This is a genomic window from Gramella sp. MAR_2010_147, from assembly GCF_900105135.1.
Lineage (GTDB): Bacteria > Bacteroidota > Bacteroidia > Flavobacteriales > Flavobacteriaceae > Christiangramia.
On record NZ_LT629741.1, the window covers coordinates 2,903,725 to 2,925,349 of the forward strand.

Annotated in this window: 24 protein-coding genes; 4 read left to right on the forward strand and 20 right to left on the reverse strand. The window is 35.9% G+C overall.

Translation table 11 applies throughout. The features are described 5' to 3' along the window. Positions 1-25 precede the first annotated feature (25 nt). The 7 genes from BLT95_RS13115 to BLT95_RS13145 all read right to left on the reverse strand — a co-directional run bounded on the left by BLT95_RS13115 (position 26) and on the right by BLT95_RS13145 (position 4,416). Positions 26-697, reverse strand: coding sequence for a hypothetical protein (locus tag BLT95_RS13115; protein ID WP_089666600.1), 672 nt, complete (start codon positions 695-697; stop codon positions 26-28). 39 nt (positions 698-736) lie between these two features. Beyond that, positions 737-1,495 carry an SDR family oxidoreductase gene (locus tag BLT95_RS13120; RefSeq protein ID WP_089666601.1) on the reverse strand — a complete coding sequence of 253 codons (759 nt, stop codon included), beginning with the start codon at positions 1,493-1,495 and terminating at the stop codon, positions 737-739. A gap of 80 nt (positions 1,496-1,575) precedes the next feature. Beyond that, entirely contained in the window at positions 1,576-1,731 is a 156-nt protein-coding gene (locus tag BLT95_RS14345) for a lmo0937 family membrane protein (protein ID WP_011710576.1), read from the reverse strand. Between the two features lie 359 nt (positions 1,732-2,090). After that, on the reverse strand, positions 2,091-2,243 hold the full coding sequence (locus BLT95_RS13130; protein WP_089666602.1) for a DUF2256 domain-containing protein: 153 nt from the start codon (positions 2,241-2,243) through the stop codon (positions 2,091-2,093). Beyond that, positions 2,240-2,893, reverse strand: a complete 654-nt coding sequence (locus BLT95_RS13135; RefSeq protein WP_089666603.1) for a flavin reductase — start codon at positions 2,891-2,893, stop codon at positions 2,240-2,242. Before BLT95_RS13135 ends, BLT95_RS13130 begins: the two co-directional genes overlap by 4 nt. Before the next feature lie 74 nt (positions 2,894-2,967). Next, on the reverse strand, positions 2,968-3,213 hold the full coding sequence (locus tag BLT95_RS13140) for a hypothetical protein (RefSeq protein ID WP_089666604.1): 246 nt from the start codon (positions 3,211-3,213) through the stop codon (positions 2,968-2,970). 90 nt (positions 3,214-3,303) lie between these two features. Then, positions 3,304-4,416, reverse strand: a complete 1,113-nt coding sequence (locus BLT95_RS13145; RefSeq protein ID WP_089666605.1) for an alkene reductase — start codon at positions 4,414-4,416, stop codon at positions 3,304-3,306. A gap of 201 nt (positions 4,417-4,617) precedes the next feature. Here BLT95_RS13145 and BLT95_RS13150 point away from each other — a divergent pair, with 201 nt between their 5' ends. Next, positions 4,618-5,961, forward strand: coding sequence for an NAD(P)/FAD-dependent oxidoreductase (locus BLT95_RS13150; RefSeq protein ID WP_089666606.1), 1,344 nt, complete (start codon positions 4,618-4,620; stop codon positions 5,959-5,961). Positions 5,962-5,993: 32 nt separating this feature from the next. Here the strand turns inward: BLT95_RS13150 and msrA are convergent, their stop codons facing one another. From msrA to BLT95_RS13170, 4 genes are all read right to left on the reverse strand, one after another. Then, positions 5,994-6,656: a peptide-methionine (S)-S-oxide reductase MsrA gene (gene msrA / locus BLT95_RS13155; RefSeq protein WP_089666607.1), complete on the reverse strand. Its 663-nt coding sequence runs from the start codon at positions 6,654-6,656 to the stop codon at positions 5,994-5,996. A 2-nt stretch (positions 6,657-6,658) separates the two neighbouring features. Beyond that, entirely contained in the window at positions 6,659-7,252 is a 594-nt protein-coding gene (locus tag BLT95_RS13160; protein WP_089666608.1) for a hypothetical protein, read from the reverse strand. 191 nt (positions 7,253-7,443) lie between these two features. Beyond that, complete coding sequence (locus BLT95_RS13165; protein ID WP_089666609.1) at positions 7,444-8,223, reverse strand: C4-type zinc ribbon domain-containing protein; 780 nt, start codon at positions 8,221-8,223, stop codon at positions 7,444-7,446. Position 8,224: 1 nt separating this feature from the next. After that, positions 8,225-9,319 (reverse strand): Nif3-like dinuclear metal center hexameric protein, encoded by a 1,095-nt coding sequence (locus tag BLT95_RS13170; protein WP_089666610.1) that lies wholly within the window; start codon positions 9,317-9,319, stop codon positions 8,225-8,227. A 113-nt stretch (positions 9,320-9,432) separates the two neighbouring features. On the opposite strand from BLT95_RS13170, the gene lpxK reads away from it, so the two are divergent. Then, positions 9,433-10,437 carry a tetraacyldisaccharide 4'-kinase gene (gene lpxK / locus BLT95_RS13175; protein ID WP_089666611.1) on the forward strand — a complete coding sequence of 335 codons (1,005 nt, stop codon included), beginning with the start codon at positions 9,433-9,435 and terminating at the stop codon, positions 10,435-10,437. Between the two features lie 106 nt (positions 10,438-10,543). On the opposite strand, the gene BLT95_RS13180 is transcribed toward lpxK, so the two are convergent. The 6 genes from BLT95_RS13180 to BLT95_RS13205 form a co-directional block, all read right to left on the reverse strand. Further along, positions 10,544-12,778 (reverse strand): ATP-binding protein, encoded by a 2,235-nt coding sequence (locus tag BLT95_RS13180; RefSeq protein WP_089666612.1) that lies wholly within the window; start codon positions 12,776-12,778, stop codon positions 10,544-10,546. Between the two features lie 41 nt (positions 12,779-12,819). Beyond that, the gene (gap, locus tag BLT95_RS13185) at positions 12,820-13,827 is read right to left on the reverse strand and encodes a type I glyceraldehyde-3-phosphate dehydrogenase (RefSeq protein ID WP_089666613.1); all 1,008 of its coding nucleotides are present in this window, start codon (positions 13,825-13,827) and stop codon (positions 12,820-12,822) included. Positions 13,828-13,834: 7 nt separating this feature from the next. After that, positions 13,835-14,716, reverse strand: a complete 882-nt coding sequence (gene lipA, locus BLT95_RS13190) for a lipoyl synthase (protein WP_089666614.1) — start codon at positions 14,714-14,716, stop codon at positions 13,835-13,837. Between the two features lie 78 nt (positions 14,717-14,794). Further along, positions 14,795-15,364 carry a sigma-70 family RNA polymerase sigma factor gene (locus BLT95_RS13195; protein ID WP_172822595.1) on the reverse strand — a complete coding sequence of 190 codons (570 nt, stop codon included), beginning with the start codon at positions 15,362-15,364 and terminating at the stop codon, positions 14,795-14,797. Then, entirely contained in the window at positions 15,355-16,458 is a 1,104-nt protein-coding gene (locus tag BLT95_RS13200) for a glycosyltransferase (RefSeq protein ID WP_089666616.1), read from the reverse strand. The genes BLT95_RS13195 and BLT95_RS13200 overlap by 10 nt, the downstream gene beginning before the upstream one ends. A gap of 5 nt (positions 16,459-16,463) precedes the next feature. Further along, positions 16,464-16,670: a membrane or secreted protein gene (locus BLT95_RS13205; RefSeq protein WP_089666617.1), complete on the reverse strand. Its 207-nt coding sequence runs from the start codon at positions 16,668-16,670 to the stop codon at positions 16,464-16,466. A 166-nt stretch (positions 16,671-16,836) separates the two neighbouring features. Between BLT95_RS13205 and BLT95_RS13210 the strand changes: the two genes are divergently transcribed. After that, a complete protein-coding gene (locus BLT95_RS13210; protein ID WP_089666618.1) occupies positions 16,837-17,457 on the forward strand; it encodes a fasciclin domain-containing protein in 621 nt (206 codons plus the stop codon). A gap of 52 nt (positions 17,458-17,509) precedes the next feature. On the opposite strand, the gene murB is transcribed toward BLT95_RS13210, so the two are convergent. Together murB and BLT95_RS13220 are read right to left on the reverse strand one after the other, a co-directional pair. Then, positions 17,510-18,523: a UDP-N-acetylmuramate dehydrogenase gene (gene murB, locus BLT95_RS13215; RefSeq protein ID WP_089666619.1), complete on the reverse strand. Its 1,014-nt coding sequence runs from the start codon at positions 18,521-18,523 to the stop codon at positions 17,510-17,512. Further along, a complete protein-coding gene (locus tag BLT95_RS13220) occupies positions 18,523-19,719 on the reverse strand; it encodes a pyridoxal phosphate-dependent aminotransferase (RefSeq protein ID WP_089666620.1) in 1,197 nt (398 codons plus the stop codon). The genes murB and BLT95_RS13220 overlap by 1 nt, the downstream gene beginning before the upstream one ends. A 148-nt stretch (positions 19,720-19,867) precedes the next feature. On the opposite strand from BLT95_RS13220, the gene BLT95_RS13225 reads away from it, so the two are divergent. Further along, positions 19,868-21,163, forward strand: coding sequence for an aspartyl protease family protein (locus tag BLT95_RS13225; protein WP_172822596.1), 1,296 nt, complete (start codon positions 19,868-19,870; stop codon positions 21,161-21,163). A 55-nt stretch (positions 21,164-21,218) separates the two neighbouring features. Here the strand turns inward: BLT95_RS13225 and BLT95_RS13230 are convergent, their stop codons facing one another. After that, positions 21,219-21,611 (reverse strand): DUF1573 domain-containing protein, encoded by a 393-nt coding sequence (locus BLT95_RS13230; protein WP_089666622.1) that lies wholly within the window; start codon positions 21,609-21,611, stop codon positions 21,219-21,221. Positions 21,612-21,625: the final 14 nt, after the last annotated feature.

Genomic DNA, 21,625 nt, shown 5'->3' on the forward strand with positions numbered 1-21,625 from the left:
TTTTTTCTTTTAATAGATATGATCTTTATTCAACAGAAATATCTGTAAAATAAAGCTGAAAATTACCATCTTCAGATTTATGCATTTTGGAGATCTTAACTCCATTAAAATCCTCATAATCTTCCCAGGTTGTTGCCATTTCTCTATCTCCATCAGCAGCTTTATATACCCATTCCTGTATCATATAATCCTTGTTAAAGTAGATATCATAACTATCACCTGGTGTATAACCTCCCTCGGCAGGGAAACTTGCCGTTAGCATTTGCATTTCTTCGTTGCTTATTGGAGCTTTTGCTGTTTTAACTTCACTTAAATCTGCATTAGACCATTTAAGCTGATATGGAAAAAGCAGCCAGTAAGAATCGTTTATAAAACGCTGGTCTATATACTCTTTGTCTTTGGCCAGACTATCCTTTTTTACGTAACTCATGGTAGAGTCTTTTTCTGTTAGACTTATCTTGCCACTCTTAATATTCCATGCCCATGATCTTTCTGAACGGATCGTGTCATTTACTTTTACATTAAAAGTGAATTTCAGTTTACTGATACTGTCAAAATTTTCAAAACCATTGGCCATGGCAATTTTTTCATGTACTTCAAGATTTGGATCTTTTTTTATTTTTTCCTGTTCTTTTTTGTTTTCATTACAGGAGATCATAAGCACACTCATGATCGCTACAAATACTAATTTTTTCATTGAGAGTTAGTTTTTTTTTAAAGATACTAAATATGCAGTTTATAACGCATTGATACTCATGCCGCCATCAGCAATTATATTTTGTCCCGTTATAAATGAGGATTTATCCATTGCTAAAAACGTAATAATAGAGGAAATCTCTTCAGCTTCCGCTACTCTTTTTAGGGGAGTTCTTTTTAGAATTGAATCCATTTTCTCCTGGTTATGGAGGTAACCTTCAGTTAACGGAGTTTTAGTGAACCATGGAGAAACAGCATTTACTCTAATACCATCGTTAGCCCATTCTACCGCAAGGCTTCTGGATTGCTGTAGTAATCCAGATTTGGACATAGCGTAAGGTGTTCCCGTGCCAACATCCTGTATAGCTGCGGAAGAGGCCACGTTGATAATAGATGCATTCCGCGATTCTTTTAAGAATGGATATAAGGTTCTGCTAATTTGGAAAGGAGCTACTAAGTTGATCTCAAGCACTTCTCTAAATTCTTCGTCTGAATAATCTTTGGCTTGCTTTCTAATATTGATTCCAGCATTATTTACCAGAACATCTAAAATTTTCCAGTTTTCAGTGATCCATTCTGCAATTTTCGTTATATCTTCTTTTTTTGCTGAATCTGCAACCATTCCCGTTACTTTGTAACCTTCTTTCTTAAGTTGATTCTCTAGTAATTGTACTTCCTCTTCATTCCTGGCGGTAAATAGAACTTCAGCTTCCAGCTCTAAAAACTGTATTACTGTAGCCTTGCCAATTCCTTTTGTACCTCCTGTAATAAGTGCTTTTTTATTTTTTAATTTCCACATAAGCTAAACGTTATGGTGTATTTAAGTGAAATAAAAAACCCTTTGATCGCTCAAAGGGTTGTATAAAATTTTCAACTATTTTAAAGTCGTCTTCCGGTTAGTAACTTATAAAGTATAAGAATAACGGCCAGAACTATTAAAATGTGAATAATACTTCCAAGGTCTGGGAATGCAAAATATCCCACAAGCCATCCAATTACCAGTAAAACGATAATAAGCCAAATTAAATCTCTCATGTCAGGTTGATTTTTAGGCATGCACAAGGCCTGCCGTTGGTTAATATTAAATATTAGTTAGTTAAATTGTTGATCAATTCTCTTACTAATTTAGATAATTGATGGAGCGCTATGGGCTCATTTAACCTTGATTTAACTTTAGTTGCTAAAAAGTCTTCGGATTAGAAATAATTTTATGGGCTTTCTCTCGTATTTTTTTTATTTCCTCCGGATCCTTCTTGTTCATTAGGCTCAGCATCATTTTCATTCGTTGATTATCTCTAAATTTTTCTCTTTTGGAATCGAGGAAATTCCAATAAAGACTGTTAAAAGGACAGGAATCTTCTCGCGTCTTTTTATTTACATTATAATGATATTTTTTACAATAATTGCTCATTTTTATTTTTTCGGCATTTCTCACTACAATATTTTATAATTTCCCAGTTTTTCTCCCATTTCTTTCGCCATGTAAAAGGCCTTTGACATACAGGACATATTTTCTCGGGGAGGTTTTCTTTTTTTACATTTCTCATTGTTCATTTTCCTTGCTGAAAAATGATTTTACTTCCTGGCCCGGGCGAGCATAATGAAACCTGTCCAGCAGACTTGGTAAGGAATAGCCGTCTAATCCATTTACCGCTACCGTTCCGGCATCATCCAGTCTAAGCCAGCCATCTGGCATTTGAATTCCTTCGTCAAAATAAATATGTTCAATTGCCGCTACCACTAGGAGAGTATTATTCTCTTTTATTTCATATTCGTTGAGGTATGTACAGCCTAATTTAATTTCAGACTGCTGAACATAGGGAGCATGAAAATTGTTCAAATACACTTCGTTGAGTCCGGTTTTATGAAATTCAGAAATATCTTCTTCATATTTTGCTGCCGTTTGATGGGCTCTTTCAATCATTTTCTCGTGAATATGATTCACTGTGAAGTAAGAAGTTTCTTTGATATTATTATATGTATTTCTTGCTACGCTTAGAGGTCTGGTCACAAAACCGAGCATAGCGGGATTACTGCCCATGTGGGTTACCGAACTAAAAACGGCGACATTTGGAGTACCTTTTTTAGATTTTGTGGCAATGAGGTTTGCAGATTTATAACCTGTACAGCTATTTATTAAATTTAAACGGAAGATCTTTTCCATTTCTTTGATGTCATTCGCGCTAATATGCTTCATAAAAAAAGGTCAGTTTTTTAACTGACCTTAATTTATTGAAAACAGCCTGAAACAGCTGTTAATGTATTTTTAAATTAATCCTGAGTTTCCATTTTATTAATGGCCATCTCATATTCTTCCATTGCTTCTCTAATCGCATCAATATTGTCTGAAGCTTTCTGGTGAGCATCTTCCATTACCTTTTCAAGGTTTTTGTCTGGGTGCTCAAATAAATCTGTGATCACATGATTAATTTTATCAATAATACTACTTTGAGTGTTCTTGATATCTTCCAGTCTATTTAAGGTAGACCTCATGTGGTCAAGTTTCGCCTGATCCATAATTTATCTGTTTTTAGTTACTCTAATTTACCGCTAGATTTAGAGGGTCCAAAGATTCTTAACAGGTTTTAAAACAGCTTTATAAAAAAATTATGATACTTTTTCTTCTTTAAAAGCCGGATAATCTGTGTATCCTTCTTTACCGGGCGTATAGAAAGTATCCTGATCGGGCTCTGCTAATGGCCATTTATTTTCAAATCGCTTTGGAAGATCGGGATTAGAGATAAACCATTTTGCATAAGAAACCAGGTCTGCATCTCCTTCTTCAATCACTTTATTTCCAGATTCACGGTCAAAGCCAGCATTTATCATAAGGGTTCCCTTATAAATTTTTCGATAATGCTTGGCAATTTCAGTCTCCAGATATGGGACATGGCTTACATCGGTAAAAGGTTCAGAAAGATGAACATAAGCAAGATCATAAGCATTCAGTTTTTCAATAATATAATCGAATGTGGGAATACTTTCTTCGCTGGCAACAATACCGAAGGATTTATGAAGAGATGGGTTGAATCTACAGCCAATTTGATTTTCAGGCCATATTTCGCTTATCGCTTCCAGTATATCAAAGAAAAACCGGGCTCTATTCGGGATGTTTCCCCCATAATCATCTGTTCGTTGATTCGCGTTTTTATTAAAAAATTGATGAATAAGATATCCGTTTGAAGAATGTATTTCTACCCCATCAAATCCTGCATCTTTAGCCATTTTAGCTGCCTGCTTGAATTCCTGAATGGTTTCCTGTATTTCCTGAATGCTCATTTCTTTAGGTTCTGTTGTTTTTTCAAAACCTTCTGGAGTATATACCTGCTCATTAGGATTTATGGCACTTGGAGCTATGGGTTTGTTTCCATTATGAAATTTAGGGTGGGAAATACGTCCAACATGCCATAGCTGTATAAAGATTTTGCCATCTTTTTCATGCACAGCTTCTGTCACTTTTTTCCAGCCCTCAACCTGTTCCAGCGAGTGAATTCCCGGCGTGTTCACATATCCAACACCTCTTTCAGAAACCTGTGATCCTTCGGTGATAATGAGTCCGGCGCCCGCTCTTTGAGTATAATATTTTACGTGCATATCTGTAGGAGCGTTTTTTGGATTATCTGCCCTGCTTCTGGTCATTGGAGCCATGATCACTCTGTTCTTTAGAGTGAGGTTTCCAAGTTTGAAAGTCTGTAAAAGTGCTTGTTGTTCTGTATTCATATCTTTTTTCTCTTAAAATTAGCAGTTCTCATTCTTCTTCGCTGTTAATTAAATTATAAATGAAGAACAGGTCTTCTGGCATTCCTAATATGAAGAGATGTAAGCCTGTTTCATAATATTTAAGTAATTTCGCAACTAGAAATAACTGCAATCTCCAGGCAATTTTTAAACCTCTGCCGGGATGTACTTTCAAACCAATTCATGCAAAAAGAAAAAGATGTAGCAATTGTAGGATCAGGACTTGTGGGATCGCTACTGGCTATTTTCCTGAGAAAACAAGGGCATAAAGTCACTGTATTTGATCGAAGACCAGATGTAAGAAAGGTTCAATTTTCTGGAAGGTCTATTAATCTTGCCATGTCTAACAGGGGTTGGAAGGCATTGCGTGAGGCTGGGATAGAGGATGAGATCAGGGATCTGGCACTACCTTTAGATAAAAGAGCTATGCATGTAGAAGATGAGCCGGTTTACTTTCAAAATTACGGTGAAGAGGGGGAGGCTATTTATTCAATCTCGAGAGGTGTTTTAAATAGAAAAATGATAGATCTGGCTGAGGCTGCCGGCGCCGATTTTCGATTTGAAGAAAAGATATGGGATGTAGATATGAAGGCTGCAAAGCTTTATACTGGAGAATCTGAAAAAAGTGTCTGGAAAGAATATCAGTTTGATCTCATATTTGGAGCAGATGGTGCTTTTTCCAGAGTCCGTCACAAGATGCAACGACAGAGCAGGTTTAATTATTCACAGCACTTTATAGACGTTGGTTACAAAGAACTTACCATTCTTGCAAATGAGGACGGGACGCATAAATTAGATGATTCTTCTTTCCATATATGGCCAAGGGGAAATTTTATGCTTATAGCCATGCCTAATCTTGATGGTACGTTCACCTGTACCCTGTTTATGCCATTTGAAGGTGAAACTTCTTTTGAAAGTATAAAAACTGAACAGCAAGCAGATGCATTTTTCGAGAATTACTTTCCAGACATAAAAGATGAAATCTCTAATTTAAAAAAGGATTTCTTCAAGAACCCAACCAGTGCTATGGTTACAATTAAATGTTTCCCATGGTCCTATTTTGATAAAATTACGCTCGTTGGAGATTCAGCCCACGCAATCGTGCCATTTTACGGACAGGGGATGAATGCTGGTTTTGAAGATATTTCAGTACTTAATGAAAAGATTAATAAATACGGAAACGACTGGGAACAGATTTTTGAGGAATATCAAACGGAAAGAAAACCCAATGCCGATGCAATTGCAGAACTGAGCTATAGAAATTTTGTGGAAATGAGCAGTAAGACTGCAGATCCACTATTCTTACTTCGTAAAAAGATCGAGAAGAAATTTGCTCAGGATCATCCAGAGCTTTGGACACCTTTATACTCCAGGGTTACATTTTCAGACAAAGCATATTCAGAAGCTCTGAAAATTGGTGATTATCAACGAGGAATTATGGATGAGGTAATGAAAATATCCCAGATAGAGAAGAAGTGGGACAGTAAAGAAGTAGAGGATAGGATGATAGATCTTATTAAGAAATAAAAAAAAAGCTGCCATTTGGCAGCTTTTAATTTTTAATGAGCATCCTCCTTTAAAATATCGGGGAACTTAGCTTTAAATCTATTTAATCTTGGAATAGAGACTCCCTGAATATATGGGTTTTGAGGATTGTTCTTTTCGTAGTTCTGGTGGTAGTCTTCTGCTATCCAGAATTTTTGAAAAGGTAAAATCTCTGCTGCAATTGGTTTATCATAATTTTTTGCAACTTCAGCTTTTACTTCTTCTATAATTTTCTTTTGTTGAGCATTCTGGAAAAATATGATAGAGCGATACTGCGAGCCTCTGTCTGGTCCCTGACCGTTTACCTGAGTTGGATCCTGGGAGCCAAAATAAACCTGAACCAGAGTTTTGAAACTTACTACTTCTGGATCATAAATAACTTCAACTGCTTCCGCATGTCCGGTTTTACCGGTATTGCTAGATTCATATGTAGGATTTTTGGTATGACCACCGGCATAGCCGGAAATAGATTCCTGGACACCCTCCACGCTTTCATAAATTGCTTCAACACACCAAAAACAGCCACTTGCAAAATAGGCTTTCTCCATACCGTTTTCAGCAGGTACACTAACTGGTTCTGCATTAGCGATTTCGGGATTTGTAACAACATTGTCTTTTGTTTGATTTCCACAAGCTAATACAACGAGGCTGATAAAATTTAATAATAAGAATTTCATGATTATTTCTTTTTGTAAGTTCCTTCAAGTGTCTTTTTACCATATAAGGCATAATCAACAGCTATTTTTCCATCAATAGAAAAACCTTTCCAGTCAAGTTTAAATCCATTGGGACTGGGACTTAAGACTGCAATAGGCGTACCAGTTTCAAATTTGTCCCATGGAATTTCCGTATCAGTATTGCCAGAAGATTTACCTGAGTAGTAAATGCCTATGTTATTCCCGTTTTGCTCGAAGCGGCCATTAATATATAACTCACCCTCTGTAAGACATAATTCTGAAGTGCCGTTTATATTAACATCAATACAATAGCATTTGCAGTTAAAATCTTCCTGTTCATCATTTTTAACGTAAAGACCTGAAATGCTGTTAGAGGTTTGATCGTTGTTTTCTAAGCGATCTGTTTTGCTTTCGCTATCTTCAGATTCAGAAGAATCTGACTTTATCTTTTGATCTTCTAAAGTATAATCTAAATCATCTTGAGATGAAGTAGATTCATTTTGTTCCTGCTTATTTTCAGAAGCCTCGTCCTTTTTTGAATCATTACAGGCGGTTAGTGAAAAGAAAAAGCACAAAATAATTAATAAAGTTCTCATAATAAACGAATTGGGTTAGCTAAAGATAGCCTATATAATAGCGTTTATTGTGAAATACTTGTTAATCCAATAAAATAAAGGGGGGAATAGATATATCAAAAAAAAAACTGCCTGAAAAACTTTTGCTTCAGATCCTCAGATCTTACTGTTATTTTTCAGGCAGCTTAAGATTTTAAATTTTCAGGAGAAGCTTAGAACTTCTTGAACATACCAGCCATTTTCTCCTGTTCTTCTTTTGCAAGATCTTCATCTACAAGGATTCTTCCACTGTGCTCATCGGTAATGATCTTTTTGCGACCCGCAATTTCCATGATCACCTGTGGAGGGATCGTAAAGAAAGAACCTCCTGAAGCCCCACGCTCTACCGGTACTACCGCCAGTCCATTTTTAACGTTGCTTCTTATTCTTTTATAAGCAGTCACAAGTCTTTCTTCGATGTTCTTCTCGTATTCCTGAGATTTATCAATAAGTGCCTGCTCTTCTTTTTCAGTTTCTTTTAAGATCTCATCAAGTTCACTCTTCTTATGCTTAAGGTGCTCCTGGCGCTCAGAAAGTTTCTCTTTTGTTTGAGTGATCACTTCTTTCTTCTGCTCGATCTTTGCTTTGTATTCTTTGATGTGCTTTTCTGAAAGTTCTATTTCCAGTTCCTGAAACTCCACCTCTTTACTTAGTGCATTAAATTCTCTGTTATTACGAACATTTTTCTGTTGGTCAGAGTATTTTTTGATGGTAGTCTTAGACTCCTCAATCTGGTTCTTTTTGTTCTTGATGTCATTGTCAATAACTTCAATATCTGCATCCAGTTTTTCCAGGCGCCTGTTTAAACCTGCTACTTCATCTTCCAGATCTTCAACTTCCAGAGGTAATTCACCACGCACGTTTCTAATTTCGTCAATTCGCGAATCCACCAACTGAAGATCGTACAGTGATCTTAACTTCTCTTCTACAGTAACATCGTTTTTTTTCGCCATATTATAAATAATGTATTGGATTGGTATTTGTATCTGCTAAAATAAGTGCAAAACTACTAATTTTTTTGCTAAGAAAAGAATATAGTAAATTTTTTGTAAACTGTTCACTTTCATAGTGTCCAATATCTGCCAGTACCAGCTTTTCCTCGGCTTTATAGAAATCATGGTACTTGAGATCTGCGGTTATAAAAATATCTGCACCTGCAGCCCTGGCATTTTCAATGGCGAAAGCACCACTTCCACCAAGTACTGCCACTTTTTTAATAGGTTTATCTAATAATTTAGAGTGCCTTACACAACCTGTTGTAAAAGTCTCTTTTAAATGGTTTAAAAAGTTTTTTTCATCGGCAGGGGAGTTAAGCTCACCAATCATTCCCATTCCAAGATGCTGGTTTTTATTTTCCAGAGAATGTATCTCATACGCGACTTCCTCATAAGGATGGGCAATAAAAAGATTTTTTAGGATTTTCGATTCTAAATGAGAAGAAAATGTGATTCCAATCTGTATTTCTTCTTCAAAATGAATTTTTCCTTTTTCTCCTATCACCGGATTTGATACCTCATTTCCTTTAAAACTTCCTTTTCCTGAAATATTAAAGCTGCAATTGTCATAATTACCAATGCTTCCTCCATTTGCTTTAAAAAGAGCCTCTCGTACTTCTTCAGCATTTTTAGCCGGAACAAAAGTGGTGAGTTTTTTTATAGAATCTCTTCGCGGAATTAGGATCTTTCTGTTTACAAGTCCCAATTTTTCTGAAATCATGTCATTTACACCCTTGTACTGATTATCTAGAGCTGTATGAATAGCGTAAATAGCAATATCATTTTTTATGGCCTTAAGCACTGTTCTTTCAACATAATCTCTACCGGTTAATTTTTTTAATCCTGAAAAAATTATCGGGTGAAAACTGATAATCAAATTACAGTCTTTTGAGATCGCTTCCTCTACGGTTGCTTCTAATGTATCTAAAGTAATGAGTGCGCCTTTTACTTCTGCTGAAGAATCGCCCACTAGCAGGCCTACATTATCAAAATCTTCGGCATATTTTATAGGAGCAAAATCCTCAATTAGACTAATTACCTCCTGTATGATCATAATTTAATATTTTAGCATTCAGTTTGCCCGTATGAGAAAAAAGAATGTGTAAAATAACTACATGTTTCATTTTTCTCTGATCTTTCAAAGATAAATATTATAGAAAGCCTTTCATGTCGAATCTCAGAAAATTACTTTATCCTTTTTCAGTTTTGTATCATGGAATTACCGGGATGAGGAATGTTTTGTATGACCGGAATGTACTTAGATCTAAATCTTATGATTTTCCTGTAATATGCGTTGGCAATTTGAATACGGGCGGTACCGGCAAATCACCAATGATAGAGTATTTGTTGGACCTTCTGAAAAAAGATCATGTAACAGCAATATTGAGCAGGGGCTACAAGCGGCAAAGTAAAGGTTTTAGGTTAGTCGAAATTGAAGATGCTGCTATAATAACTGGAGATGAGCCCCTTCAGTTCAAAAATAAATTTCCGCAGAGCATTGTAGCGGTTGATGCAAATAGGAGGGAGGGAATTGAAAAACTGATCAACTATTTCCCAGATGTTATTCTTTTAGATGATGCGTTCCAGCATAGAAAAGTAGAGGCGGGATTTAATATCTTATTAACTTCATACAGTGATCTGTACGTTAATGATCTTCTATTGCCCGGTGGAAATTTAAGAGAATCAATTTCCGGTGCCAGCAGGGCTGAAGTAATAGTAGTTACAAAGTGTCCAGAAGATCTTTCGATGGAAGATATGGATAAAATAGAGAGGCTATTAAAACCTCTGCCTCATCAAAAAGTATATTTCACTTCTATAGGTTATTCAGATAAGATTTTTTCAGAAACAGAAAGTTTACTTCTAGAGGATATTAAAGCTTATAACTATACTCTTGTTACCGGAATTGCAAATCCAAAACCGTTAATAAGCTATCTTGAAGAAAAAAGGATTAAGCTGGAACATAAAAAATTCCCAGATCACCATAATTTTAGTGCTAAAGAATTAAAGCAACTCAAGCATCTGCCGGGAATTATTACTACAGAAAAGGATTATATGAGATTAAAGGATAAGCTGGTTTCTAAAACCCTGTTCTATCTTCCAATACGGGTAAATTTTTTAAAAGATAAGGAAGGTTTTAATTCTCAAATTTTAAACTTTATAAATAAAAAATGAGGTGCGAAAACACCTCATTTTATTTCTGGCTAATTCAAACTATATACTCATTTTTCTCTATATAATTCTACTAGCCTTTTTGTTTACAAAGCCCGTGCCAAATAGTCTAAGCCATTGTTTCTCTGGCTGCTAAGTATTTATTGATCTTGTGAAAGAATTCTTCAGTCTTATAGGGTTTTGGAATAATGTCATTAAATCCATTTAGGTAGAATTCATCCAGATTATCATCAAGAGTTACCGCCGTTAAGGCGATAATAGGGATTTCGGTATCAAATTTTCTTATCTCAATGGTTGCTTCAATCCCGCTAATTCCAGGCATATGAATATCCATAAGAATTAGATCAAAATCATTATTGTTTACCTTTTCAATAGCAATACTTCCATTATCAGCCACATCACAAATTACCTTGTTCTTTTCAAGAATTTTTCGGGTGATCATTTGATTGATCTTGTTATCCTCAACAACAAGAATTCGCTTGTTTTTCATGATCTCATTTGTTGGCTTTGGATCTTCAATTTTTGCTGTTTCCTGTAGTACGGTATTTATAGCTTCAGCTTCCGGTGCTTCAAAATCAAGTTCAAAAGTGAATTTGGAGCCTTTACCCAGTTCACTTTCAAGCTCAATTTCACTATTAAGAAGACTTAGCAGATTTTTAACAATAGAAAGGCCTAAGCCGGTCCCGCCAAATTTTCTGTTGATCTGAGTAGAGCCCTGAGTGAAATTCTCGAAAATAGCTTTTTGCTTCTCCTTACCAATACCTTCTCCATTATCTTTGATCTCAAAGAAGAGAGAAACTATCTTATCTCTTTGTTTTGTTTGTTTTACTGAAATCCATATGTCCCCGTCCTCAGTAAACTTAATAGAGTTTCCTAGTAAATTGATAAGGATCTGAGATATTTTTAATGGATCTCCAACCAGTTTCTTTGGAATTTTTTCATCAAAATCGAAATGGATCTTGGTATTCTTTTCGTCCGCAGAATTTTTTAGAGCAATAAGTACATCAGACATTCTTTTTTCCAGATCGAAATTAGATTTTACAATTTCAACCTTATTTGCTTCAAGTTTGTTAAGATCCAGAATATTGTTGATGAGAGATAATAAATACTCTCCAGAGAACTTTAAAGAATTTAGATGTTCTTTCTGGCTCTCTGTGGGGCTTTCTTCGAGCAGAAGATGCGTAAGGCCTGTTACCGCATATAAGGGAGTTCTTAGCTCATGTGTAATGGTTGTTAAGAATTGAGCTTTAGCAAGGGAGGCTTTTTCTGCGTTTTCTTTGGCTAGAATTAACTCTGAATTTTTCTTTTGAAGCAGCTCATTGGCTCTTGCTCTCAGGTTATTATTCTTATAAAGTGATAAGGTTAATAAAGAGAGAATTGTGATAAGCGCAACACTTAAAATCGTTGTAAGTTTATTCACCTTCAGGGTTCTTTCCTGTTCAGCATTTTGCATAGTGAGCTCATCCAGAGTGCTTTTTAAGGCATCTACTCCAGCTCGTTCATTTGCTTCTGTTTGAAGCGCCTCTTTATTGATATTGAATACATATTCCCGGACTTCATTATTTTTTTGTAAATAGTCCAGAGCTGCAGCATGGTTATTTCTTTCTTCAGAAATCTCACTTAAAAGACCATAAGTATACATGGTCATCCCTGTATACTTGCCAGTTTTCGCAAGTTCTAAACCCTTTAATGCAGCTTTTTCAGATTTTTCAAAAAGCCCCTCGTACCAGTAAGCCCTGGCTAAGAAATAATAAAGTCTTGAAAGTTCATATTTGTTATCGCTGTCCTCAAGGTAAACTTCGGCGTTATTTAACTCAGATAAAGCTCTATTTCTTAAATTGTCCTTATTCAGGTATATTACGGCCTTGTTTAAAGAAATAATGCCTAACTGTTCCTCGTTTTCCTCAGCTTCATAATAGGTTTTAGCAAGATCAAGATATTTTAATGCCCGCTCTGTTTCACCTTTAGAATTAAGGATCTTGGAATAGAGTACATAAGAATAAGCTAATCCTGATTGATCGTTAATTTCGCGTTGTATAGAAATAGCCCTCTCCAGCTGGGTAATACCCTCGTCGTATTTATGTCTGACCTGATACATCCTTGCAAGGATTCCACTTGTAAGTGCTATGTAACGTTTATGGTCTATTTCCTTGGCGTACTCCAGAGATTTATTTAATTGTTGCTGCGCTTTATCAAAATCCATCATATCGACAGAATTTTCTGCTTTGGCCAACAACTCCCTGATCTGTTCAGGCTTAGGTTTGATGCTATCTTCCCCTGATTCCTGGAAACCAAAGGTGATAAAACAACAAAAAAGTAAAACAATAAGCTTTAAGTTCTTCATTCGGGAAAATAGCTAGAAGCTGTTAATGTGGTTAAATATAGCTATTTATCGTTAATGAGTGAAATTAAATCGATAAGACGATTAGAGTATCCTATTTCATTGTCATACCAACCTATCAATTTCACCAGCTTGTTCCCGATGACAGAAGTCATTTGAGCGTCAAAAATACAACTGGCGCTACGGTCTAAAATATCTACAGAAACTATAGGATCTTCAGTGTATTCAATAATTCTTTTTAAAGATCCCTGAGACGCCTCTTTAAATAACGCATTTACTTCGGCGATAGAAGTGTCTTTTTTTACATTTAAAGTCATGTCGGTCAAAGAACCATTGGCAACCGGAACTCTAATTCCGCAGCCTCCAATCACATCACTTAAATTTGGGAAAATACTGGTTAATGCTTTCGCTGCACCGGTGGTTGTGGGGATGATAGATTGTGCGGCGGCACGACTCCTTCTTAGGTCTTTGTGCGGTTTATCATGCAAACTCTGGTCTGATGTATAAGAATGTATGGTTGTGATATACGCCTGTTTAACTTCCAGATGATCGTTTATCACCTTGAGCATTGGTGCCGCATTATTTGTTGTACAGGAAGCATTAGAGATAATTCTTTCAGAACCATCCAGAATATGTTCATTTACTCCAAGAACGATCATTTTAATTGAATCATCTTGAGGAGGCACCGATAATATTACTTTTTTAACTCCTTCTTTAAAATGACCTCCTAGTGTATCCTGGGTTTTGAATTTTCCTGAAGCTTCTATTACGTAATCCACGTTGTATAAATTCCAGGGAATATCGGAGGGATTACTGAAATTTAATAAAGGAAATGTCTGGCCATTAATAACAATTCCAGCATCAGTTGATGAAACCTCCTCTTTAAGTCTCCCATGAATTGAATCATATTTAAGGAGATGTGCAAGACTCTCTGTATTATGAAGATCATTAACGGCAACCACATTGATGCCAGGGTGATCCAGAAGAATTCTAAAAAGATTTCTTCCAATCCTGCCAAACCCGTTAATGGCAATATTAATAGTTTTAGCCATTTACAGACTAGTTAATATGTTTCTGAGCTTTATAAGAAGATCTTACCAGTGCACTACTTTCTACGTGTCTAAATCCTAATTCAAGACCTATTTTCTCATATTTTTGAAATTGATCTGGAGTGATAAACTGTTTCACCGGTAAATGTTTTTTACTCGGTTGCAGATACTGGCCAATTGTAACCACATCTACCCCGGCTTCACGAAGATCCTTAAGCGTTTGGATCACTTCTTCTTCCTGTTCTCCCAGGCCAAGCATTATCCCGGATTTGGTTCTTCTTATACCGTTGTCTTTTAGATATTTTAATACAGCCAGGCTTCTGTCATATTTCGCCTGAATTCTTACTTCACGAGTTAACCTTTTCACTGTTTCCATATTATGGGAAACAACTTCAGGTGCCACTTCTATAATACGATCAATATTTCTTTCATTTCCCTGAAAGTCTGGAATTAATGTTTCCAGAGTTGTTTCAGGATTCATTCGTCTAATGGCCTTTACAGTTTCAGCCCAGATGATAGATCCCATATCTTTTAAATCATCACGATCTACGCTGGTTACCACCGCATGTTTGATCTGCATAAGTTTAATAGACCTAGCTACCTTTTCAGGTTCGTCCCAGTCTACCGTTTCTGGTCTTCCGGTCTTCACACCGCAAAATCCGCAGGATCTTGTACATACATTTCCTAAGATCATGAAAGTAGCAGTTCCTTCACTCCAGCATTCCCCCATATTAGGGCAACTACCAGACGTACAGATCGTATGAAGATCATACTTATCTACAAGATTTCGTAATTCGGTATATTTTTTTCCGGTAGGAAGTTTAACACGAAGCCACTTTGGTTTTGGCTTTCTTTCGGTTTTTGATTTTACGGGCGCAACGTCTGTATTCATAGCAAAAATCTAGTGGTTCAAAGATACAATAATAAGCTGAACTGCATAAATTAGACCCGCCAGGATTTAATTCCTTACTTAAGTCTTTCGGGATTCAATAATTTCAGAAAGTAACTTTTTAGCCCTCAGTAATTTAACCTTTACATTATTCATGGGTTCGTTAAGGCTATTGGCTATTTCCTTATATGATTTTTCCTGAAAAAACCTGAGATTGATCACTTCCTGGTAATGCGGTTTTAGCTGCTTAATATCTGAAAGTAATTGTTCCAGGTTTTGTTCTTTGATCAACTTATCTTCAATTCCAGGAGTTTCGTCTACAATTTCATATACGCGATCTTCATCGTCTACAGAAGTTCTGGAAGAAATGGAAGCATTTTTTTTTCGTACCTGATCTATGTGGATATTCTTGGAAATGGCAATTAACCAGGTAGTGAAAGAATAATTCTCATCAAAAGTGTCTATTTTATTGAAAGCTTTTGAAAAAGTTTGAATGGTAATATCTTCAGATTCATATTCATTTCGGGTTTTCTTTAGCTGAAACCCGTAAACATCATTCCAGTATCTATCCAGAAGATAATTGAAAGCCGCTTGGCTTCCTTCCTTTGCATCCCTGATTTTTTTAAGGAGTTGTTCCGGATTTATTTCCAATGTTTTGGTTTTGAAATGAGGTTGGAGATAAAGATAGCCAATTGCATGAAAATTAAAAATAGATCAAGAAACGGGAAGAGCCAGATCACATCCTTTTCATTCAGCTTGTGGGCTGCTTTAATGTACACGAAAGCTTCTGTGATCAACTTAACTCCTAAAATTGCTAGAACTATTCTAGGATATACCTGAAGGATTAAAAGACTAGCTAATAATAACCAAAATAAAACCCTGGAAATATAAAAAGCACTCAATAGCACCTTATGCTTCGTCTTGTAATTACCAGCAACAGATACGTGCCTTTTCTTTTGATGAAACCATTCTGAGAAATTCCGCTTCGGAACGCTTCTGGTAATAGAATCTGGGTGAAAACAAATAGCCGTATTTTCAGCTGTGGCAGCCTCATTTACAAAAAGGTCATCGTCTCCAGATCGTAAATGTAAATGATTGGCGAAGCCTTTTAATTCGTAAAACTGGCTGGAGGTATAGGCGAGATTTCTTCCCACTCCCATATAAGGAGAGCCTAATCTTGCATAGGAAAAATATTGAATTGCAGTAAGAAGCGTTTCAAACCTAATTAATTTATTAAGAAAAGACCCGGTGTGTTGAAAATACCCTCCATAGCCTAAAACTATAGTATTACCCGGTTGAAAATTGCGAGACATTTCGGTTATCCAGTTTCTGGATTGGGGGGCACAATCGGCATCGGTGAAAAGTAAATGTTTGTTTTTTGCTTTTTTGATGCCGAGTGTTAGTGCATATTTTTTATTTGCCCAAAAAGCTTCATTATTCTGAACATTTACAATTTTGATTCGAGCATCTATTTTTTGAAACTCTTCAATTACTTGCAGGGTGTTATCTGAAGAAGCATCGTTTATAATAATGATTTCGAAGTTAGAATAATCTTGTTCCAAAATAGAAGGCAGGAAATTCCTAAGGTTTTCCTGTTCATTTTTAGCACATATAATTACAGATACTGGAACATTCGGATGTAATTTATTCTTTAGTCCAGAAGTTGAGAAAGAAAAAAATGAGAAGAAATAGAGTAAGTTAATTAAGCTTACAAAAATGAAAACTCCCAGTAATATTGTTCCCATTCAATCTATTTGGTGGTTGAGGTTTCATCGCAGTTTTCTATTTCATCTGGCAGCTTTCCACAAAAACTACAAGGTTCACCAGATTTATTCAGGTAGGGATTCTGGCTGGCACAGGTGCCGGCAAATTTACCTTCTTTTTTACCCCAGATCTTTATGGCAATCCCCGCAAAGGCAAGACCTAGTAAAATGATACTTATAATAAATAGTTTCATGTTCTTGTAATTCTGGTACAAAAATAATAATAAAATAAGGTATCTGAAAATCCCGGGAATCATTAGTATAATCTTTACACTATTTAACTAAACTTTAATCGAAAGCTTCATAATAACTGACTTTTGCGCAATATCTTGCATTGTTAATCACGGAAAAACTACAATTATGAAAATTAAAATGTTATTTACTGTTCTAGCTCTTTCAGCTATTATATTCACATCATGTGAAGACAATAAGAAGAAAGAAGAGGCAGAAAAAGAACGAATGGAACAAATGGAAGCCGAAAGAGAGGCTGAAATGCAGGCTGAAAAAGAAAAAATGGAGATGGAGTCTAATAGTATTGCAGCAAAAGCAATGGCTACAGATACTTTAAGTACTTTAGTAGAAGCTCTAAAATCTGCGGAACTTGCAGAAATGTTTAAAACTGAAGAAGGTCCATTTACCGTTTTTGCTCCTAACAATGCTGCATTTAGTAAAGTAGATGAGACGACAATGGAAGAACTTATGATGGAAGAAAACCAGGCTAAACTTGCTGGTATTTTGAAATATCATGTTGTTGACCAAAAAGTAATGGCATCAGACCTTGTGAAAATGATAAATGATAATGATGGGAAATATTCTATCAATACTGTAGGTGGTGGAAAACTTGATGCTACACTGGAAGGTGATAAGGTAATCCTGACTGATGAGAATGGTAATAAAGCTACCGTTGTTCAGGCAGATGTTGATGCCTCTAACGGAGTAGTTCATATTATCGATGCAGTTGTAATGAAGAAAGCTTCATAATAAATTAGAAAAATTGTAAAGAAAAGGGAACTCAATTTTGGGTTCCCTTTTTTTATATAATGTTTACCTCAGCTTCCAGGTCAATGCCAAATTTATCCTTTATTGCTTTTTGTATCGTCTTCGAAAGATTCAGTATTTCGGCTCCGGTAGCTTCTCCATAATTCACTAACACCAGCGCTTGATTTTTGTGTACTCCGGCGTCGCCAAGCCTATAGCCCTTATATCCAGCGGTGTCAATTAGCCATCCTGCAGGAACTTTAATTTCCTCCTCAGAAACTTCATAAGATGGGATTTCGGGAAATTTTCTTTTGAGTTCTTCAAACTGATCCTTTGCTATAACAGGATTTTTGAAGAAACTTCCGCTGTTGCCAATTTTCTTTGGATCTGGGAGCTTAGATTGTCGTATAGCTATGACAGCATTAGAAATATCTTTAATTTCAGGAGAATTAATTCCTTTTTCAGCAAGTTCAGCTCTTATAGAACCATAATTAATGTTTAATTGATGGTGGTTCTTTGTTAATCTAAATTTTACCGATGTGATAATATACTGGCCTTTTAACTGATTCTTAAAGATTGAATTTCGATAAGAAAAGTTACAGTCTTCAAGGCTGAATTCTTTTTCTTCGAGCGTTTGAATATTCAATGCGATGCAGCTAACAAAGCTATCTTTAAGCTCCACTCCATACGCACCGATATTTTGAATAGGTGCAGTGCCTACGTTTCCAGGAATGAGGGAGAGATTTTCTAATCCTCCGTAATTCTGCTTGAGGGTCCATAGAACAAATTCATGCCAGTTTTCACCCGCTGCGGCTTCTAGAATTACGTGGTTGTCTGTTTCAGAGACCACCTTCTTTCCCTTTATGGCAATATGGAGTACCATCTTATGTATATCACCTGTTAGCAGCATATTGCTTCCTCCGCCAAGTATGAATAATTCTGATGCATAGCTTTTGCGAAGTATACTTTTTAGATTATCCAGATTTTCAATAGAAATAAACTTATCCGCTCTAACATCAATGCCAAAGCTATTATGATCTTTAAGGGAAAAATTCCGCAGAACGCGCATTAATTCTTCTTGTTGTATTCTTTTAAAGCTTTTTCAAGGATGTCTATGGCTCTTTCAAGATTTTCTTTCTTCAAAACATAAGCAATCCTTACCTGGTTTTTTCCTGTGTTTGGCGTAGAATAGAATCCAGCAGCAGGTGCAACCATAATGGTTTCATTATTATCTTCAAAATCTTCCAGCAACCATCTGGCAAAGTCGTCGGCGTCTTCTACCGGTAGCTCAGCTATACAATAAAAAGCTCCTTTTGGCTTCGCTACTTTAACTCCTTCAATTCTTTCCAGGCCATTTACAAGAAGATTTCTTCTAAAGGTATATTCTTTAATAACATCATCAAAATATGATTGAGGAGTGTCTAAAGCCGCTTCACTGGCAATCTGAGCAAAAGTAGGTGGACTCAATCTCGCCTGAGCAAATTTCATGGCTGTAGCGATTACTTCTTTGTTTTTTGAGACAAGACATCCTATCCTCGCTCCGCACATACTATATCTTTTTGAAACTGAATCTACCATGATTGCATTATTTGCAAGTTCAGGAATACTCATTATAGAATGATGTTCTGCTCCTTCATAAGCAAATTCACGATACACTTCGTCTGAAACTATAAAGAGATCATGCTTTAGAGCAAGATCAGCCAATTGCTTTACTTCGTCCCTCGTATAAAGATAGCCGGTAGGATTTCCAGGATTACAAAGTATAATTGCTTTGGTCTTTTCAGATATTAACTTCTCGAATTCCGAAATTGGGGGCAAAGCAAAATTGTTTTCGATGCTCGCTTGAATAGGTTTTATTTGAACGCCAGAAGCAGTAGCAAAACCATTATAATTTGCATAAAATGGCTCCGGGATAATCACTTCGTCTCCAGGGTCTGTAATACTCCCCATAGCAAAAAGTAAAGCTTCAGATCCACCTGTGGTAATAATAATATCCTCTTTACTTACCGGGAGCGATGTTTTTTTATAATAGCCTGCTAATTTCTCTCTGTAACTTTCAAAACCTGCCGAATGACTATAAGAGAGCACTTCAATATCATGCTCTCTAACTGCGTCTAGTGCAGCTTTCGGAGTATTGATATCGGGTTGGCCAATATTTAATTGATAAATAGTCCGTCCTTTTCTAGTTGCAGCTTCAGCAAAAGGAACAAGTTTTCTTATGGGTGATTCAGGCATTTCAAGCCCTTTGTTAGAGATCTTAGGCATAGCTTAAAGTTTTTGCGCTGCAAAATTGCAAAATTAAAATAGTAATCAATAATAATCTATAGGTAATTATCCGTGATTTTTCGTAATTTAATATGGTATGAGATCTGGAAATTATATATACCTCTGGGTCATTTCGATTTTTCTTTCGATGTTTTTTACAAATGTTTTTGCGCAAGATGATTTTATAATTGAAGATGAAAAGGGAAAGTTTAAACAAAGATTTGAATTGGCTAATGATCTGGTGATTGTACCTGTTGAAATAAATGGGAGGGAACTTTCATTTCTTTTAGATACGGGCGTAAATTCAACAATTCTATTTAGTCTGACAGAGACAGACACTACTTTGTTAAATAATCCAAAAGTTGTCTATTTAAAAGGCTTAGGAGTTGGCAAGCCCTTAAGGGCATTGAAATCTAATCATAATACTGTTAAAATAGGTCAGGCTGTTAATGAAGATCATAGTGTTTATATAATAGAAGGAGGGATTATAAATATTTCCAATCGAATTGGTGTATCAGTAAATGGGATTTTAGGTTATGATTTTTTTAAAAATTTTGTAATTGAGTTTAATTACAAAAGGAAATTGATGAAAGTCTACAATAATGAAGTTTATAATTATAGAAATTGTAGTAGATGCATTGATTTGCCCTTAAAATTTTATAAGGATAAACCTTACATAGAAGCCAATGTAGAATTAAATAATGGAGTTTCAGTAAAAGTAGACCTCCTGGTAGATAGTGGGTCTAGCGATGCGCTTTGGTTATTCGAGAATTCAGCGCTCAACCTTCATATTCCTGATAAATCTTTTGAAGATTTTTTGGGTTTTGGTATCACCGGGAGTGTTTATGGGTTTAGAAGTAGAATTTCAAGTTTGTCGCTTAAGAAATATGATTTAGATGAAATTACCGTGAGTTTCCCGGACAGCCTGTTTATTTCTGCAGCAAATTCTTTTGAAGAAAGAGATGGAAGTGTGGGTGCGCAGGTTTTAAAACGATTTAATTCGGTGGTAGATTATTCTAAAAAGAACTTAAGGTTAAAGCCAAATGGAAATTTTAAAGATCCATTTGAATATAATATGAGTGGTATAGTGGTTCAATATAACGGATATCGCATTGTGAAAAGTGGAGATACTTCTACTTCAGATTTTCAAATTGAAAGAGATTCCAACGGAATAACTAATGCGTATACTACCAGTAGAAATGTTTTTTATTCCCTAGAATCCCGTTACGAAGTAGCTGAAATTAGGCCGGAATCACCTGCTGCTCTTGCCGGACTTATGATTGGGGACGAAATTATTAAATTAAACGGAAGACCAGTCTATAAGTTCAATATTCATAAGATAATACAAGTTCTTTCCTCTAAAGAAGGAAAAAAGATTAAACTTGAAATTATGCGAAATGGGAAGCTTGTTGAGGTCGAGTTTCGTTTAGAAAGAATTTTATAAAAAAACGCCCTCCAAAAAGGAAGGCGTTTTTTTAATAAGCTTATATATAAGCAATCTATTTGCTGTCTCCAGCTTCGTCTTTCACGAGACCTTTTATTTTTAAAGCTTTCGTTGGTTCATCAGCATTTGAATAAACTGTCACTGTTTTTCTGATAGGGCCAACTCTTTTAGTGTCATATTTCACCTCAATTTTCCCGGTTTCTCCGGGCATAATAGGTTCTTCCGGTTTCTTAGGTACCGTACATCCGCAACTGGATTTTACATCTTCGATCACTAAAGGCGCATCACCTATGTTTGTAAATTCAAATACTCTAAGGCCATCGCTGCCTTTCATTATTTCACCATAATCAATAGTTTCAGACTTAAATTCTATTTTCGCTGTTTTCTGAGCCTGGGCTGTTGCCAGACCTACACATACGAATATGGCTATTGCAATTAGTTTTTTCATAATTTTAAATTTTT

Bases quoted from the DNA above. Each gene is read 5' to 3' on its own strand.
- BLT95_RS13165 (WP_089666609.1), bottom strand. From the start codon at position 8,223: ATGGCGAAAAAAAACGATGTTACTGTAGAAGAGAAGTTAAGATCACTG.
- BLT95_RS13180 (WP_089666612.1), bottom strand. From the start codon at position 12,778: ATGAAGAACTTAAAGCTTATTGTTTTACTTTTTTGTTGTTTTATCACC.
- BLT95_RS13205 (WP_089666617.1), bottom strand. From the start codon at position 16,670: ATGAAACTATTTATTATAAGTATCATTTTACTAGGTCTTGCCTTTGCG.
- lipA (WP_089666614.1), bottom strand. From the start codon at position 14,716: ATGAATACAGACGTTGCGCCCGTAAAATCAAAAACCGAAAGAAAGCCA.
- BLT95_RS13200 (WP_089666616.1), bottom strand. From the start codon at position 16,458: ATGGGAACAATATTACTGGGAGTTTTCATTTTTGTAAGCTTAATTAAC.
- BLT95_RS13170 (WP_089666610.1), bottom strand. From the start codon at position 9,319: ATGATCATACAGGAGGTAATTAGTCTAATTGAGGATTTTGCTCCTATA.
- msrA (WP_089666607.1), bottom strand. From the start codon at position 6,656: ATGAAATTCTTATTATTAAATTTTATCAGCCTCGTTGTATTAGCTTGT.
- BLT95_RS14345 (WP_011710576.1), bottom strand. From the start codon at position 1,731: ATGAGAGATTTAATTTGGCTTATTATCGTTTTACTGGTAATTGGATGG.
- BLT95_RS13145 (WP_089666605.1), bottom strand. From the start codon at position 4,416: ATGAATACAGAACAACAAGCACTTTTACAGACTTTCAAACTTGGAAAC.
- BLT95_RS13230 (WP_089666622.1), bottom strand. From the start codon at position 21,611: ATGAAAAAACTAATTGCAATAGCCATATTCGTATGTGTAGGTCTGGCA.
- BLT95_RS13220 (WP_089666620.1), bottom strand. From the start codon at position 19,719: ATGCCTAAGATCTCTAACAAAGGGCTTGAAATGCCTGAATCACCCATA.
- BLT95_RS13140 (WP_089666604.1), bottom strand. From the start codon at position 3,213: ATGGATCAGGCGAAACTTGACCACATGAGGTCTACCTTAAATAGACTG.
- BLT95_RS13120 (WP_089666601.1), bottom strand. From the start codon at position 1,495: ATGTGGAAATTAAAAAATAAAAAAGCACTTATTACAGGAGGTACAAAA.
- BLT95_RS13135 (WP_089666603.1), bottom strand. From the start codon at position 2,893: ATGAAGCATATTAGCGCGAATGACATCAAAGAAATGGAAAAGATCTTC.
- BLT95_RS13160 (WP_089666608.1), bottom strand. From the start codon at position 7,252: ATGAGAACTTTATTAATTATTTTGTGCTTTTTCTTTTCACTAACCGCC.
- lpxK (WP_089666611.1), top strand. From the start codon at position 9,433: ATGTCGAATCTCAGAAAATTACTTTATCCTTTTTCAGTTTTGTATCAT.
- BLT95_RS13210 (WP_089666618.1), top strand. From the start codon at position 16,837: ATGAAAATTAAAATGTTATTTACTGTTCTAGCTCTTTCAGCTATTATA.
- BLT95_RS13130 (WP_089666602.1), bottom strand. From the start codon at position 2,243: ATGAGAAATGTAAAAAAAGAAAACCTCCCCGAGAAAATATGTCCTGTA.
- BLT95_RS13115 (WP_089666600.1), bottom strand. From the start codon at position 697: ATGAAAAAATTAGTATTTGTAGCGATCATGAGTGTGCTTATGATCTCC.
- BLT95_RS13225 (WP_172822596.1), top strand. From the start codon at position 19,868: ATGTTTTTTACAAATGTTTTTGCGCAAGATGATTTTATAATTGAAGAT.
- BLT95_RS13150 (WP_089666606.1), top strand. From the start codon at position 4,618: ATGCAAAAAGAAAAAGATGTAGCAATTGTAGGATCAGGACTTGTGGGA.
- gap (WP_089666613.1), bottom strand. From the start codon at position 13,827: ATGGCTAAAACTATTAATATTGCCATTAACGGGTTTGGCAGGATTGGA.
- murB (WP_089666619.1), bottom strand. From the start codon at position 18,523: ATGCGCGTTCTGCGGAATTTTTCCCTTAAAGATCATAATAGCTTTGGC.